Genomic DNA, 14,799 nt, shown 5'->3' with positions numbered 1-14,799 from the left:
TATTGTTTATGGGTAAGTAAATAACAAGTTTATAAGGTGTTCTTAGCCGCCGGCTGTTCAGCTTTTTGCTTTTCCCTGAACCGGGGACCGACGTAATTTTTCTTGCGGTCACGGGTGAGAATCCAGCCGCCGAGAAAACTCATGCCCGCCGCGAACAGCAGCAGCCCGCCGCCGAAATGCAGCCAGGCAAAAACCGGAGTTACCCTGTCGTCGCCGTGCATGGAGAGATAATTGAACAGGTCGTCCTTCATCATCAGGAATCCCTTCATCGCCAGAAGTCCCGGAATCACGAGAATAAGGATGGCACAGAAGCGTGAAATGATCAGTTTCATACCGGCAACACTCTCCCTGCAACCTATTGAATTCACCAATATGATAACGCTTCACATGGCAAAAGTCCATGCCTATATGACGTTTGTACGTTTTGAATTGCACTGAAAAGAGAGTACAATGTAGAGAGTTATGCAGAACTTTTGAGTATTGACTGGAGGATACATACAATGACAATTTCCTGTGACGTAGCTATTCTGGGCGGAGGAACCGGTGGATATGTGGCGGCGATCCGCGCTGCCCAGCTCGGCAAGTCTGTCGTCGTCATCGAAATGGACAAGCTGGGCGGAACCTGTCTGCACCGCGGCTGCATTCCAAGCAAGTCGCTGCTGCGCAGTGCGGAGGTATACGCTGAAATACAGGAGAGCGAAAGCTACGGAATCGAAACATCAGGCGTCAAGCTGGTATTCCCGAAGGTGCAGGCCCGTAAGGACGCGGTTGTGGAGCAGTTGCACCAGGGCGTACAGTATCTGATGCGCAAAAATAAAATCCAGGTGGTTAAAGGCAAGGGCCGCATTATCGGCCCGTCGATTTTCTCACCGCGCAGCGGTGCGGTGGCTGTTGAGCTGGAGGACGGAGAGATGGAGACAGTGGTCTCTACTAATCTCATCGTGGCTACCGGCTCACGCCCGCGTGTGCTTCCGGGACTGAAGCCTGACGGCAAGGTAATTCTGAGCAGCGAAGAAGCGCTCACACTGGAGGAACTGCCGGCTTCCATACTTATTGTGGGCGGCGGCGTGATCGGAGTGGAGTGGGCTTCGATGCTGGCGGATTTTGGCGTTCAGGTTACCGTTGTCGAAGCTGCAGACCAGTTGCTGCCGTTTGAGGATGCAGAAATTGCCCGTGAGCTGACCAGACTGCTTAAGAAGCGCGGAGTTAAAGTGCTAACAGGCACTACTGTAGACCCGGAGACCAGTGCCATTACAGAGGACGGGATCAGTATCGAAGCCCGCAAAGGAGAGCAGAGCCAGACGCTGTCCGCAGGAAAGCTGCTTGTGTCGGTTGGCAGAGTGGCCAATATCGAGAACATCGGACTGGAAAATACAGATATCCGCTTTGATAGAGGCGTGATCGAGGTCAATGCGAATATGCAGACCGGTGAGCCGCATATCTATGCAATCGGTGACTGCATCGGCGGGCTGCAACTGGCCCATGCAGCATCACATGAAGGCATCCGTGCCGTCAATCATCTGGCAGGGGAGCAGCTTCATCCGTATCATGCCCATCTTGTGCCGCGTTGTGTCTATACACGGCCGGAGGTGGCTAGTGTCGGTTATACCGAGAAGGAAGCGAAGAGCTTAGGGCATGACGTTGTGACCGGGAAATTCCCGTTCTCGGCGATCGGCAAGGCGATCGTTCACGGGATGAAGGATGGATTCGTCAAGGTAGTTGCGGACCGCAGCAGCGGCGACATTCTCGGAGTGCAGATGATCGGTCCGCATGTGACCGACCTGATCGGGGAAGCGGCGCTGGCCCAGCTGCTGGATGCTACACCTTGGGAAGTCGGGGAGGCAATCCATGCCCATCCGACCCTGTCCGAAGTGATTGGTGAAGCAATGCTGGCGGTGGATGGCAGAGCCATCGGGTTCTAATATAAGCTCAGGGGAGCAAAAGGAATGCCGGAGAGAGCTGGCGGAGCGTGATGAGCGCACAACCGTTCTTTTCCGGCTTTTCCTCTCTTTTCTTTTTGCGGTGAAAGGGCTTATAATGTATTTAGTCTAGTCTTAGTACCTGGTTATAAGATCAGGTTAAAGACAGTGCTATGGCGCATGCCAATAACCCATCAAAATTTTTAGGAGGTACCTCTGTATGGAATCTCAAGGTACTACTGCTAACAAGACCAACAGACATAAACAGCTTGGACTGACAGACGGCCAGGTCATTGACATGTACAGATATATGCAGTTGGGACGGAAATACGATGAGCGCAGCCTGCTGCTGCAGCGGGCCGGAAAGATCAATTTCCACGTCTCGGGAATCGGCCAGGAGGCGGCGCAGGTTGCTGCGGCGTTTGCGCTGGACCGGCAGAATGATTATTTTTTACCGTATTACCGGGATTATGCCTTTGTGCTGACGGTAGGGATGACTACGCGTGAGCTGATGCTGTCCGTATTCGCCAAGGCGGAGGACCCGAACAGCGGCGGCCGGCAGATGCCGGGCCATTTCGGGAGCAAGCGTCTGCGTATTGTGACCGGCTCAAGTCCGGTGACAACCCAGGTTCCTCATGCGGTCGGCTTTGCGCTGGCTGCAAAGATGCAGAAGAAGAAGTTCGTTTCTTTTGTCACTTTTGGCGAAGGCTCCAGCAATCAGGGGGATTTTCATGAGGCATGCAACTTTGCGGGTGTGAATAAGCTGCCGGTCATTATTTTTTGCCAAAATAACCAGTATGCGATTTCTGTTCCGGTTCATAAGCAGCTTGGCGGCAAGGTCAGCGACCGTGCGCTGGGCTACGGCTTCCCGGGTGTGCGTGTAGACGGCAATGATCCGCTGGAAGTTTACCGTGTAGTGAAGGAAGCGCGGGAGCGCGCACTGGCCGGTGAAGGGCCGACACTGATTGAAGCGATGATGTACCGTTTGTCGCCGCACTCCACCTCGGACAATGATCTGGCTTACCGGACCAAGGAAGAGGTAGACGAGAACTGGAAAAAAGACGGCATTGCCGCATTCCGGACCTATCTCATTGAACAGGGGCTTTGGAGTGATGAGCAGGAGCGTGATCTCGTTGCTGAATACAATCTCGAATTGAAAGAGGCTATTGCGTACGCCGAAAATGCACCATTCCCGAAACCGGAAGATACGCTGCTGCATGTGTACGACGAATCCGGCCTCAAAGGAGGAGCATAAATCATGGCGATGATGGAATATATCGATGCGATCCGGCTGGCGATGAAGGAAGAAATGGAGCGCGATGAGTCAGTATTCGTGCTTGGCGAGGACGTCGGTGTTAAGGGCGGCGTGTTCACCACTACCAAAGGGCTGCAGGAGCAGTTCGGGGAAGAACGCGTCATGGATACGCCGCTGGCCGAGTCGGCAATTGCCGGTGTAGCCATCGGGGCGGCGATGTACGGCATGAAGCCGATTGCCGAAATGCAGTACTCTGATTTCATGCTGCCGGCGACCAACCAGATTATTAGCGAGGCGGCCAAAATCCGTTACCGCTCCAACAACGACTGGAGCTGTCCGGTTGTTATCCGCGCGCCGATCGGCGGCGGGATCTTCGGCGGACTGTATCATTCCCAGTGTCCGGAATCGATCTTTTTCGGTACGCCTGGGCTGAAGATCGTGGCGCCATATTCGGCAGCTGATGCCAAGGGCCTGCTGAAGGCAGCGGTACGCGACCCTGATCCGGTGCTGTTCTTCGAGAACAAAAAATGCTACAAGCTGATCAAGGAAGACGTGCCTGAGGACGATTATATCGTGCCGATCGGCGAAGCGAACCTGCTGCGCGAGGGCAGCGACATTACGGTGATCGGTTACAGTTTACCGCTGCATTTTGCGATGCAGGCAGCGGAGGAGCTGGAGCGCGAAGAAGGCATTACCGCGCACATTCTGGATCTGCGCACGCTGCAGCCGCTCGACCGTGACGCGATTATCGCCGCAGCCCGCCAGACGGGCAAGGTGCTGATCGTCCATGAGGACAACAAAACCGGCGGCATCGGCGGCGAAGTGGCGGCGATCATCGCCGAGCACTGTCTGTTTGAGCTGGATGCGCCGATCTTCCGGCTGTGCGGCCCTGATGTGCCGGCCATGCCGATCAGCCCGCCGATGGAGAAGTTCTTCATGCTGAGCAAAGATAAGGTGAAGGCAGAGATGCTGCGGCTGGCGCAGTATTAAGGGGAGTACCTTGCTACCATCGAGTTTCCGGATTAGGTGGATTTTCGCCAGCTAATTTTGAATTTTGGCGCTATTTATAAGAATTAGCTGGATAATCGCCATCTAATTTCGCCCATATGGAGCTTTGACGGTGGAATGTGAGCTTTTAAGTGGCGTTTATCCAACTAATCTTCTGTGGCGGGCGTTTGCTGCGGATTTAGGTGGAGGATTTCCGACTAAAGTAGGCTAAAGTTCAACTAAAGTAGGCTAACGTTCAACTAAAGTAGGCTAACGTTCAACTAAAGTAGGTTAACGCCCAACTAAAGTAAGTTAACGTTCAACCAAAGTAAGTTAACGTTCAACTATAGCAGGATAACGTTCCACCCAAACAATACTTACAGGCCTTAAATTTATACTATCTAACTAAGCCAAGCCTCCGAAGCAAGTTATGTACGAAGAATCATCAGGAAGCCTGTGCTTACCAAACTTTAAGGAGTGACAATATGTCTGACAATACAAAGCTGACGGACGTGGTAATGCCGCAGCTGGCGGAATCACTGGTGTCCGCTACAATCGGCAAGTGGCTGAAGCAGCCGGGCGACCGCGTGGAGGAATATGAGCCGATCTGCGAGCTGATTACGGACAAAGTCAATGCCGAGCTGCCTTCTACCGTGGAAGGCACGCTGGTTGAGCTGCTGGCCGAGGAAGGCCAGGTCATTAGCGTTGGCGAGATCATCGCCCGCATCGCCGTGGCAGCGCCGGCGGGCGCTTCTGCCGGAAGCTCCGCACCGGCAGCGGGCACTGCCCCGCAGGCGGCCGCAGCCGCGCCTGCGCCAGGAACGCCAGCCGCGCCGGTCCGGCCGGCAGCGCCGTCTCTCTCAGCAGCGGACGCGCCTATGCGCTCCCGCTACTCCCCCGCGGTGCAGACGCTTGCAGCGGAGCACCGCATTGACCTAAGCGCCGTGCCGGGCACCGGGCTCGGCGGGCGCATCACCCGCAAGGATGTGCTGGCGTACCTGGAGAACGGCGGCGCAGCCGCCGGTCAGACGGTACCTGCACATCCGGGCGCAGCCGGCGCGGGGCAAGCCGGCCGGCAAGTGCCAGAAGCGCTGCAGCAGCCTGCGCTTCAGGTCATTCAAGCGGAGGCGCAGGAGCAGCTGGAGCCGGTGCGCAATTCAGGGCTTCACCTGAGTGAATCCCCGCGCATTCCGACCATTGAGGTCGAAGGCGGACTGGGCAGCAGCTCAGAGTACCTGATCGACGTGACGCCGATCCGCAACACCATTGCGACCAGAATGCGCCAGAGCGTCTCGGAGATTCCGCATGCCTGGACGATGATTGAAGTGGACGTGACCAATCTGGTTGTCCTGCGCAACAAGCTCAAGGATGAGTTCAAGCGCAAGGAAGGCATCAACCTGACCTATCTGGCCTTTATGATGAAGGCTGTAGTCAGTGCGATCAAAGACTATCCGATCATGAACTCCGTCTGGGCCGTTGACAAAATCATTGTCAAACGCGACATCAACATCGCGCTGGCGGTCGGCACAGAGGATTCCGTTATGACCCCGGTGATCAAGAAGGCTGACCAGAAGAACATCGCCGGCCTGGCACGCGAGATCGACGAGCTGGCCCAGAAGACCCGGGAAGGCAAGCTGCGCCTCGATGATATGCAGGGCGGTACCTTTACAGTCAACAATACAGGGTCGTTCGGCTCCATCCTGTCCTATCCGATTATCAACTACCCGCAGGCGGCGATCCTGACGTTCGAATCCATTGTCAAAAAGCCGGTCGTCATCAACGACATGATTGCGGTGCGCTCCATGGCCAACATCTGCCTGTCGCTGGACCACCGGATTCTGGACGGTGTCATCTGCGGACGCTTCCTGCAGCGCGTGAAGGACAATCTGGAGGGTTATACTCCGGATACCAAGCTCTATTAATCAGCGGCTGCATAAGCGCCGTGACACAGCAAACAGCGTCCGGTAAGTACCGGACGCTGTTATTAAGCTTTTTTAACCGGCCAGGAAAGGCTCGACTACCATCAGCAGTGTTGAGGCGATCATTGCGATCAGCATGATATAGATAACGATGCGGAACCATTTTTGACGATTCATGTGTGACTCCTTTAGGATTAGTGTAAGTTAACAGCATTACCACCATTGTAACGTATCTGTGAAAGAGAGGGAAGTCCAGTGATAGTAAGAGACCGATTGATTGAGGAATTCATGGAGCTTGTCCGGGTGGACAGCGAGACCGGAAATGAGCGGCAGATTGCCGATGTGCTAAAAGAAAAATTCAGTGCTCTGGGACTTACAGCCATCGAGGATGATTCTATGGAGCGTACCGGACACGGAGCGGGTAACCTGTTCGTGACCTGGGCGGCAGACAGCGGCGCTGCGGCACCGAAGCTGCTGTTCACCTGCCATATGGATACCGTGGTTCCCGGGCAAAATATCAAGCCTGCCCTCGGGGAAGACGGCTGGATCACCAGTGACGGCACGACCATTCTCGGCGCTGACGATAAAGCGGGTCTGGCGGCCCTGTTTGAAGCGATCCGTGTTATTCAGGAGCAGAAAATTCCGCACGGACAGCTACAGTTCGTAATCACAGCAGGCGAGGAGTCTGGTCTGCTTGGCGCACGTGCGATGGACCCGAGCCATCTGGATGCAGATATGGGCTTTGCCCTCGATTCTAACGGCGAGATCGGCGCAATTGCTGTTGCCGCACCTACGCAGGCGAGAATCACGATGCAGATTTTTGGCAAATCTGCTCATGCCGGTGTGAATCCTGAGGATGGAATTAGCGCGATTCAGGTGGCAGGCAAGGCGATTTCCGCAATGAAGCTGGGCCGGATTGACAAGGAAACGACAGCCAACATCGGCAAATTTGCCGGCGGCGGCCCGACTAACGTCGTCTGTGACCATGTGCAGCTGGATGCTGAGGCGCGCAGTATCGTGCAGGAAAAGGTGGAGCTGCAGATTGCCTCGATGCGCGAAGCGCTCGAAACAACCGTCCGCGAATACGGTGCAGAATGCGAGTTCCGCAGTGAGATTATTTATCCGGCCTTCAGCTTTAATGAAAATGATCCTGTGGTGCAGCTGGCGGACCGTGCAATTACTTCCCTGGGTCTGACAACACGCTTGTTCCCTTCAGGAGGCGGCAGTGACGCCAATGTATTCAACGGCCTCAAGGTACCTACTGTTAACCTGGCCATCGGGTACGAGCATATTCACACCACCAAAGAACGGATCAAGGCTGATGATATCGTGAAAGCGGCTGAGCTCGTCGTAGCTATTATTCAAGAAAGCGCAAAAGCATAAGCCTGTCCGCCTCGGCGGCTGTGCAGATGTAAAAAGGAGCTGTTTCCGCAAAAAGCCGGAGCAGCTCCTTCTTATTACCGGCGGGTGCAGAAGGGATGCAGTCAGCCTGCTTTTGGCGGATTCAGCCGGTTGTCTGCCTGCAGCAGCAGGACGTAGGACAAGGGCATGTCGCGCCCGTACCGTTCAATCCATTCTGCAATAACGGCTTTAATCTGCTCAGGCTTGCCAACGGCTGTAACGGCTGATCTGCTGGTACGGATAAGGATGTCATTCATGCTTGCATTCCTTCTTTCCCCTTAAGTTTGCTATAATACACCCTATGCAGAACTCAGCCAAAGGAGACCATGAATCTATGAAAAATTTTGAAAAGCACAGCAATCCTGCACTCGATGAAGAGACTTTGTCCACGCAGCCGATCTTTGAAGGGAAAATCATCAGTCTGCAGGTAGACACCGTGAAGCTGCCGGACGGCAACAGCGCTACCCGCGAGGTTGTAAAGCATCCGGGAGCTGTAGCGGTGCTTGCGCTTAATAACAATAAAATGCTGGTCGTTGAGCAGTACCGCCAGCCGATGCACCGTACTGAGGTGGAGATTCCGGCCGGAAAGCTGGACAAGGGGGAAGATCCTCTGGAAGCCGCAGGCCGTGAACTGCAGGAAGAGACTGGTTTTCATAGCGGTGAGCTGAAGCTGCTGAAATCCTTTTATACCTCGCCGGGCTTTGCGGATGAGATTATTCATCTGTATGTGACGGAGAATGCCCAGCCGGGCGATATGGCGCTGGATGAGGATGAATTCCTGGAGGTGTCCGAGCTGACGCTTGAGGAAGCGTACCAGTACATTGCGGACGGAAGGATTGCCGATGCCAAAACGATGATGGCCGTCTACGCATGGCATCTCTATACACTGACAGGGCAATGGCACTAACGCCTGAGCTGCACAGCTTTTACTGCGACCTGCATGTCCACATCGGCAGAACCTCTGCAGGAAATGCTGTGAAAATCAGCGGCAGCCGTGATCTTACCTTTGCCAATATCGCCAGGGAAGCTGCAGAGCGCAAAGGAATTGAACTGATTGGGATCATCGACAGCCACTCGCCCGGTGTAATGCAGGATATCCGAGATTTGCTGATGTCCGGTGAGATGGCTGAAGCAGACGGCGGCGGGGTAGCCTACCGGGGAACGACGATTCTGCTCGGCACCGAAATTGAAATCCGTGAGCCGGGCCGCAAGGAATGCCATGTGCTGGCCTTTATGCCGGACCTTGCGGCGATGGAGGATTTCAGCGCCTGGATGAGCCGGCATATGCGCAACGTGAATCTCAGCTCCCAGCGGCTGTATGCCCCCTCACGCGTGCTGCAGGAGGAAATATGCGGACGGGGAGGCCTGCTGATTCCGGCGCATATTTTTACGCCGCATAAAGGGCTGTACGGCTGTGCCACTGAGCGGATGGCCGAGCTGTTTGACCTGGAGCAGATTGCCGCTGTTGAGCTTGGCCTGAGCGCAGATTCGGCAATGGCCGGCTACATCTCCGAGCTGGACCGTTATTCCTTCCTGACCAATTCCGACGCGCATTCTCTCGGCAAAATCGGCCGCGAATACAATGTGCTCGAACTGGCGGCTCCCTCATTCGATGAGTTCCGGCTGGCGCTTGAGCGCCGTGAAGGCCGGAGGGTGGGGGCCAACTTCGGCCTCAATCCGCGGCTCGGCAAATATCACCGCAGTTACTGTGCAGGCTGCGGCAGCATTATTGATGAAGCTGCCGCCACCTCTGAGCGCTGTCCTTATTGCGGAAGCACCAAGCTTGTACAGGGAGTGTTTGACCGTATCCTGCATATTGCCGACCGGGAGCAGCCGCTTGTTCCGGATCACCGTCCGCCTTACCATTACCAGGTTCCGCTGGAGTTTATCCCGGGGCTGGGTAAGGCGAAGATGAACGCACTGCTGGCGGCATTCGGCACCGAGATGAATATTCTGCACCGGGCCGGCGAGGCTGAATTAGCGGCGGTGACCGGGCCTGAGCTGGCTGCGCAGATTGTGCTGGCCCGCAGCGGCGGGCTTGCCCTGACTTCGGGCGGCGGAGGTATCTACGGTAAAGTGAGCCGTTGACACAGCTGGGCAGATAACCTCAGAGTCTCACAAAGGACAAGTCATAGAGCGGGACGTTTCCTCATATGGTTTAACATGTGACCTGAAAGGAGAACGTCCCGATGCGCAGTTTACGGCTGATGATCAAGGAACAGACGCCTCTTTATATTTTCGTAGCGGTATTATTTCTGGTCGGGGTTGTGTTCGGGGCGCTGATTGTCAGCAGCCTGACGCTCGATCAGCAGCAGGAGCTGGGGGATTATCTCGGGAATTTTTTTGTGACGGTGGACCAGCAGGGGCTGCCGGCTGCACCGGATTCCTTCTGGAGCATCGCCGCACTGAATCTGAAATGGGTGGGGCTGATCTGGATTCTGGGCTTGTCGGTGATCGGGCTGCCGGGGATTCTCATTCTTGATTTTCTCAAAGGCGTGCTGATCGGCTTCACCGTCGGCTGCATGGTCAGCGAGTATTCCTGGCACGGTATGCTGTTTGCGCTTGTCTCTGTCGCTCCGCATAATCTGGTGCTCATTCCGGTGCTGCTGGTCAGCAGCGCTGCCGCTATCGCCTTCTCTCTGCTGATGATCCGCAGCCGTGTGCTCGGCGGCAGACGGACACCGGTGACCAGACCGTTCGTGACGTATACGCTGCTGTCCCTGGGCATGGCCGTACTGGTTCTCGGGGTTTCCGGGTTTGAGGCCTGGGTAACGCCTGCCATGATGCGCTGGGTGACGCCGATGCTGGTTTCGCTGTAAACTGTAATCGCGAGCAATCAGGTATGCACCTATAACAAACCAGTCTGCCGGGTAATATCCGGACAGGCTGGTTTTATTTTATACGCTAAGCTTCGTTGTTAGACCGTCTAAGAACTGTTCAGCCAGTCCTCCAGAGCCGCCGGGACCTGCTATCCTCAAAAAGCTAAGGTGCAGCAGCAGATTAGGTGGAAAAACACCCGCTAATACCACCTTTTCCGCTACAAACCTATGATTAGCTGGAAAGAATCCGCTTACATCGGCTGGAAAGCATATTTTGCTCGAAAGTGGCAGGATTAGCTGAGCTTTTTCCAACTAAATTAGTGTCCAGACTAGGTATAAGTAATGTAAGTGGATTCATTCGAACTAAAGTTCGAACTAAATACCCGGGGGATAATAGATTATAAAATAATAGTCTGAATTCGCTTGTTATAAGCCAGCCGGAAGGCTGAATGTTATGCCAAATATGATGCCGAAGGTTGAAGTGGGGTTGCTAGCCCGGCATAGAATTATAATCTGCTGTGTACCGGGTCAATTCCGCTCATTAATCACCCACGCTGTAAAAAGCAAGCTTAACAGAATGACAATCCCCAGGCTTGCCTTTTGGACAACATTAGTAACGGCTCCGAATGAGCCGGTGTTCCCGAATATAACCTCTCTGAGTAGATACCTCAGGCCGTTGAAGATGCCCAGGAAAATTAAGCTGGCTTTTATGGCTTTTTTGATTCGCTGCATGCTGATTGCTATGACCCCTTTGCTTTGGATGTAATCCTTAACTTCCAGTATATCCTATTATTTTGTAAAAAGATTAGCAGCTTCAAGCTGCTTGCTCTCCTATAACGTTTCTATCAAAACTCCTATCAAGCTCCTATAACATTCCAATCAATCTACAATCCCCAATCCTTCCAAGCACCGTTTCAGCAAACCTTTATCTCTTATTCATCCTATCTTAAGCTTCGCGGTTTATAGTAATCCCATGACCCCCTTATAATAGAACTTGGCCCTGCCGGACGCCGGCGGGGTCCCTTTTTTTATGTGAATATATCTAATTTAAAATGATTCTAAAAGAGTTTGACTTCTCAAAGGGACTCCCCCTATAATATAGAAGTGGTTTTATGCCCGGTGCGGTAATTTTCCAAGGGGGAGGGAGACAGGTGGAAGCCCGGATAGACAAGATTAAACAACAGCTACAATCCCAAGGATATAAGCTTACGCCACAACGGGAAGCAACCTTAAGAGTGCTGCTGGAGAACGAAGAGGATCATTTAAGCGCGGAAGATGTGTTTATGCTTGTAAAGGAAAAGGCTCCCGAGATCGGTCTCGCCACCGTATATCGTACCCTGGAATTGCTCAGCGAGCTTCATGTCGTGGAGAAAATCAATTTCGGAGACGGCGTTGCCCGTTATGATCTGCGGACGGATACGGCCAAGCATCACCATCATCATCTGATTTGTGTGCAGTGCGGCTCGATGGACGAGATCCGTGAGGACTGGCTGGGACCGCTGGAAGAGCGGCTTGAGAACGAATTTAATTTTACGGTGCTTGATCATAGACTTGATTTTCACGGGATTTGCCACCGTTGTAAGGACAAAAATGCAGCGGACGGCAGCGCTCCCGAATAAAGCTTATAGATGAGGAATTACCGCACAAGCTCTCTCCGGTACGCCGGAGGGGGCTTTTTCAATCGTAAAATATGGATAAGGCTTGGAGATTTCAAGTCCGGACATACATAACCCTGTAAGCCGGCGCATAAAGTGTAGGACGAGTCAAGATAAAGCGGGAGGTATGCTGATGATCGTCTCTATTCCTAAAACGGTGCGCCGGTTGTATTTTATGACCCTGCTGGTCGCTTTTAGCTGTCTGCTGTATTATGTGCTGAACTGGGTCGGCGGCTGGATCAGTCCGGTTGATCACTACGACATTCCGGAGGGCTCGGCTGTCCGGGCATTTCAGGAGGCTCCGCATGACAGCGGAAGGCTCAGCGCCGGCGAACGGCTGCGGCTCTATTACTGGTACGGTGAGTGATGCCGGGACAAGCAGGAAAATGCTAGAAGTGTGTCGAATGTAGCCATATAGCTAAAATTTTAAAAGAATCTTATGCCTAAATGCTGCATTGCCGCGAATAGCAGCCTGAGCAGACGGGAGCGTGAGTGAATGAAGTCGCATTTGCAGCCTTTTATGCAGTATCTTACCGAGGATAAGGGCTTGTCCCCCAGCACGCTTGAATCTTACGGACGGGATGTTACGCAGTTCCTTGAATTTGCAGCCGGACGGGGAATTGCTTCGCCGGATGAAATAAGAAGAACACATCTGCTTCAGTACCATGCGCAGCTGCGCGGAGCTGGACGGGCAGCGGCTACGGTTAATCGTAGTACGGTATCGCTGCGCGCCTTTTTTCATTTTTTACTGAAAACGCGGCAGATTAATCAGGACCCGACGCTGGATATGGATAAAATCAAGCCCAGCAAGAAGCCGCCGATGATTCTCAGCATCGGGGAGGTGGAGCGGCTCCTGGCTGCTCCCGAAGGGAACAGCCCGCAGGGGATGCGGGATAAAGCGATGCTGGAGCTGCTGTATGCAACCGGCATCCGGGTCTCCGAGCTGATCTCGCTGGATGTCGGTGATGTGCAGACCGGGCTGAAATTCGCCCGCTGCAGCTCGGCCTCCGGCAAGGAGCGGATTATTCCGATTGGTACGATTGCTGCAGACAGTGTAGCAAGGTATACGGACGGAATGCGGGACAAGCTGCTGCGCAGCAGCCTGGATGAGCCGGCACTGTTCCTGAACAGTCTCGGCGGACGGCTGACCCGTCAGGGCTTCTGGAAAATCATCAAAAAATACGCGCGGGAAGCCCAGATCGGGCAGGATATTACCCCGCACACCTTAAGGCATTCGTTTGCCGCACATCTGCTTGAAGGCGGTGCCGATCTCCGGTCCGTTCAGCAGATGCTGGGCCATGCCGATATCTCGACTACACAGATATACAGCGGGATTGCCCGCAAAAATATGAAGGAAGTCTATGAGAATCATCATCCGCGTGCTTAAAAAGATGCTTTTTATGAGTAAGATAGTTATGATGGAATCATACTGAATGAATGACCGGATCAAAACAGGTCCGGATGGTTCATTCGGCGAAAAAAACGGGTACCTGACAAGCGGGGCTGTGGAACCGCTGGCTTTCCCTGGGCGCAGCCCTGCGGAAGCAGGTAGAGCCGTTTCTTCCTGTTTTTAATACGACCTCAGGTTACGCATACTGCGAAGGAGTGAATGATGTAATGTCCTCATTTAAACGGATCGGATTTATTGTGCTTGATAGTGTAGGTATCGGTGAAGCGCCGGATGCCGAAAGTTTTGGAGATAAAGGGTCCCATACGCTGGGCCATATTCTGGAGAAGGTGCCCGGCCTGAAGCTGCCTAACCTGCAAAAGCTTGGCTTGGCTAATATTGCGGCCCTGCCGCCGCTTGAGCCGGTGCTTAAGCCAACCGGATATTACGGTAAAATGCAGGAGGTCTCCGTAGGTAAGGATACGATGACTGGCCACTGGGAGCTAATGGGACTGAAGATCGAGGTTCCTTTTAACGTGTACCCGGACGGCTTCCCTGCAGAGCTGATTGAGAAATTTGAAGCAGCAACCGGCCGCAAGGTCATCGGCAACAAGCCGGCTTCCGGTACTGAAATTCTTGTGGAATACGGCGAAGAGCAGATGAAGACCGGGGCCTGGATTGTGTACACTTCGGCAGACAGCGTGTTCCAGCTCGCCGCCCATGAGGAGGTTATTCCGCTTGAAGAGCTGTACAGCGCCTGCACAATCGCCCGTGAGCTGACGATGGCTCCGGAATTCTCGGTAGGCCGCGTTATTGCCCGCCCGTATGTCGGCGAGCCGGGAGACTTCAAGCGTACCCCTAACCGTCATGACTATGCCGTTAAGCCCCCGGAGCCGACAGTAATGAACGCCCTGCAGGATATCGGTAAGGATGTTATTGCAGTCGGTAAAATCAATGATATTTTCACCGGAGAAGGAGTTACTGCCTCGTATCCGACCAAGAGCAACGAGCATGGCATCCAGATCACAATTGATGAGCTGCGTAGGCCCTTTGACGGCTTCCTGTTCACCAATCTGGTGGATTTTGATTCCCTGTACGGCCACCGCCGTGATCCGGAAGGGTACGGACGTGCGCTGGAGGTCTTTGATGAAGCCATTCCTGAGCTGCTGTCCACGCTGGGCGAAGACGATCTGCTGATTATATCCGCTGACCACGGCAATGACCCGGTCCACAGCGGAACGGATCACACCCGCGAATATGTGCCGCTGCTGGTATACAGCCCGCGGTTCAAGAATCCGGGCAGCCTGGGCATCCGCCAGACCTTCTCGGACGTGGCGGCAACGCTTGCCGACAATTTCGGGGCAAAGGCGCCGCAGTACGGGACAAGCTTTTTGTCAGAACTTAAATAGAACCCAGCCCGGAGCAATCCGGGCATACCCTCAAGGAGGCAACAAACC

At 54.0% G+C, this 14,799-nt stretch carries 15 protein-coding genes; 12 read left to right on the top strand and 3 right to left on the bottom strand.

From position 1 onward, the window contains the following. Window positions 1-29: 29 nt before the first annotated feature. On the bottom strand, window positions 30-332 hold the full coding sequence (locus R70331_RS20410) for a DUF2627 domain-containing protein (RefSeq protein WP_042178522.1): 303 nt from the start codon (window positions 330-332) through the stop codon (window positions 30-32). A 168-nt stretch (window positions 333-500) separates the two neighbouring features. Here R70331_RS20410 and lpdA point away from each other — a divergent pair, with 168 nt between their 5' ends. From lpdA to R70331_RS20390, 4 genes are all read left to right on the top strand, one after another. Beyond that, on the top strand, window positions 501-1,922 hold the full coding sequence (gene lpdA, locus R70331_RS20405; RefSeq protein ID WP_042178519.1) for a dihydrolipoyl dehydrogenase: 1,422 nt from the start codon (window positions 501-503) through the stop codon (window positions 1,920-1,922). A 217-nt stretch (window positions 1,923-2,139) separates the two neighbouring features. Next, the gene (locus R70331_RS20400) at window positions 2,140-3,174 is read left to right on the top strand and encodes a thiamine pyrophosphate-dependent dehydrogenase E1 component subunit alpha (protein WP_042178516.1); all 1,035 of its coding nucleotides are present in this window, start codon (window positions 2,140-2,142) and stop codon (window positions 3,172-3,174) included. Between the two features lie 3 nt (window positions 3,175-3,177). Further along, window positions 3,178-4,164, top strand: coding sequence for an alpha-ketoacid dehydrogenase subunit beta (locus R70331_RS20395; RefSeq protein WP_042178514.1), 987 nt, complete (start codon window positions 3,178-3,180; stop codon window positions 4,162-4,164). Window positions 4,165-4,646: 482 nt separating this feature from the next. Then, on the top strand, window positions 4,647-6,083 hold the full coding sequence (locus tag R70331_RS20390; protein ID WP_042178511.1) for a dihydrolipoamide acetyltransferase family protein: 1,437 nt from the start codon (window positions 4,647-4,649) through the stop codon (window positions 6,081-6,083). Window positions 6,084-6,155: 72 nt separating this feature from the next. Here R70331_RS20390 and prli42 read toward each other — a convergent pair whose 3' ends face one another. After that, window positions 6,156-6,257 (bottom strand): stressosome-associated protein Prli42, encoded by a 102-nt coding sequence (gene prli42, locus R70331_RS31615; protein WP_086074730.1) that lies wholly within the window; start codon window positions 6,255-6,257, stop codon window positions 6,156-6,158. A 78-nt stretch (window positions 6,258-6,335) separates the two neighbouring features. Here prli42 and R70331_RS20385 point away from each other — a divergent pair, with 78 nt between their 5' ends. After that, window positions 6,336-7,463, top strand: coding sequence for a M20/M25/M40 family metallo-hydrolase (locus R70331_RS20385; RefSeq protein ID WP_042178508.1), 1,128 nt, complete (start codon window positions 6,336-6,338; stop codon window positions 7,461-7,463). A 101-nt stretch (window positions 7,464-7,564) separates the two neighbouring features. Here the strand turns inward: R70331_RS20385 and R70331_RS31610 are convergent, their stop codons facing one another. After that, the gene (locus R70331_RS31610; protein ID WP_156131165.1) at window positions 7,565-7,738 is read right to left on the bottom strand and encodes a hypothetical protein; all 174 of its coding nucleotides are present in this window, start codon (window positions 7,736-7,738) and stop codon (window positions 7,565-7,567) included. 77 nt (window positions 7,739-7,815) lie between these two features. On the opposite strand from R70331_RS31610, the gene R70331_RS20380 reads away from it, so the two are divergent. The 7 genes from R70331_RS20380 (at window position 7,816) to deoB (ending at window position 14,751) form a co-directional block, all read left to right on the top strand. Then, entirely contained in the window at window positions 7,816-8,388 is a 573-nt protein-coding gene (locus R70331_RS20380) for an NUDIX hydrolase (protein WP_039875168.1), read from the top strand. Beyond that, window positions 8,352-9,569 carry an endonuclease Q family protein gene (locus R70331_RS20375; protein ID WP_042178505.1) on the top strand — a complete coding sequence of 406 codons (1,218 nt, stop codon included), beginning with the start codon at window positions 8,352-8,354 and terminating at the stop codon, window positions 9,567-9,569. The genes R70331_RS20380 and R70331_RS20375 overlap by 37 nt, the downstream gene beginning before the upstream one ends. 101 nt (window positions 9,570-9,670) lie before the next feature. Continuing rightward, window positions 9,671-10,300, top strand: coding sequence for a stage II sporulation protein M (gene spoIIM, locus R70331_RS20370; protein ID WP_039875164.1), 630 nt, complete (start codon window positions 9,671-9,673; stop codon window positions 10,298-10,300). 1,151 nt (window positions 10,301-11,451) lie between these two features. Beyond that, entirely contained in the window at window positions 11,452-11,919 is a 468-nt protein-coding gene (gene fur / locus R70331_RS20360; protein ID WP_039875161.1) for a ferric iron uptake transcriptional regulator, read from the top strand. 169 nt (window positions 11,920-12,088) lie between these two features. After that, entirely contained in the window at window positions 12,089-12,322 is a 234-nt protein-coding gene (locus R70331_RS20355) for a DUF4227 family protein (protein WP_042178499.1), read from the top strand. Window positions 12,323-12,451: 129 nt separating this feature from the next. Next, window positions 12,452-13,342, top strand: a complete 891-nt coding sequence (gene xerD, locus R70331_RS20350; protein ID WP_042178496.1) for a site-specific tyrosine recombinase XerD — start codon at window positions 12,452-12,454, stop codon at window positions 13,340-13,342. Window positions 13,343-13,572: 230 nt separating this feature from the next. Beyond that, entirely contained in the window at window positions 13,573-14,751 is a 1,179-nt protein-coding gene (gene deoB / locus R70331_RS20345) for a phosphopentomutase (protein ID WP_042178494.1), read from the top strand. Window positions 14,752-14,799: the final 48 nt, after the last annotated feature.

Source organism: Paenibacillus sp. FSL R7-0331, assembly GCF_000758645.1.
Lineage (GTDB): Bacteria > Bacillota > Bacilli > Paenibacillales > Paenibacillaceae > Paenibacillus_AQ > Paenibacillus_AQ camerounensis.
The sequence above is the reverse complement of the archived record's forward strand: the minus strand, read 5'-3'. Positions and strand labels throughout refer to the sequence as shown.

Excerpts from the sequence above, each read along its gene's own strand:
- R70331_RS20355 (WP_042178499.1), top strand. The coding sequence starts at position 12,089 with ATGATCGTCTCTATTCCTAAAACGGTGCGCCGGTTGTATTTTATGACC.
- prli42 (WP_086074730.1), bottom strand. The coding sequence starts at position 6,257 with ATGAATCGTCAAAAATGGTTCCGCATCGTTATCTATATCATGCTGATC.
- R70331_RS31610 (WP_156131165.1), bottom strand. The coding sequence starts at position 7,738 with ATGAATGACATCCTTATCCGTACCAGCAGATCAGCCGTTACAGCCGTT.
- R70331_RS20390 (WP_042178511.1), top strand. The coding sequence starts at position 4,647 with ATGTCTGACAATACAAAGCTGACGGACGTGGTAATGCCGCAGCTGGCG.
- R70331_RS20380 (WP_039875168.1), top strand. The coding sequence starts at position 7,816 with ATGAAAAATTTTGAAAAGCACAGCAATCCTGCACTCGATGAAGAGACT.
- spoIIM (WP_039875164.1), top strand. The coding sequence starts at position 9,671 with ATGCGCAGTTTACGGCTGATGATCAAGGAACAGACGCCTCTTTATATT.
- R70331_RS20375 (WP_042178505.1), top strand. The coding sequence starts at position 8,352 with ATGGCATCTCTATACACTGACAGGGCAATGGCACTAACGCCTGAGCTG.
- R70331_RS20410 (WP_042178522.1), bottom strand. The coding sequence starts at position 332 with ATGAAACTGATCATTTCACGCTTCTGTGCCATCCTTATTCTCGTGATT.
- xerD (WP_042178496.1), top strand. The coding sequence starts at position 12,452 with ATGAAGTCGCATTTGCAGCCTTTTATGCAGTATCTTACCGAGGATAAG.
- lpdA (WP_042178519.1), top strand. The coding sequence starts at position 501 with ATGACAATTTCCTGTGACGTAGCTATTCTGGGCGGAGGAACCGGTGGA.
- R70331_RS20395 (WP_042178514.1), top strand. The coding sequence starts at position 3,178 with ATGGCGATGATGGAATATATCGATGCGATCCGGCTGGCGATGAAGGAA.
- R70331_RS20400 (WP_042178516.1), top strand. The coding sequence starts at position 2,140 with ATGGAATCTCAAGGTACTACTGCTAACAAGACCAACAGACATAAACAG.
- deoB (WP_042178494.1), top strand. The coding sequence starts at position 13,573 with ATGTCCTCATTTAAACGGATCGGATTTATTGTGCTTGATAGTGTAGGT.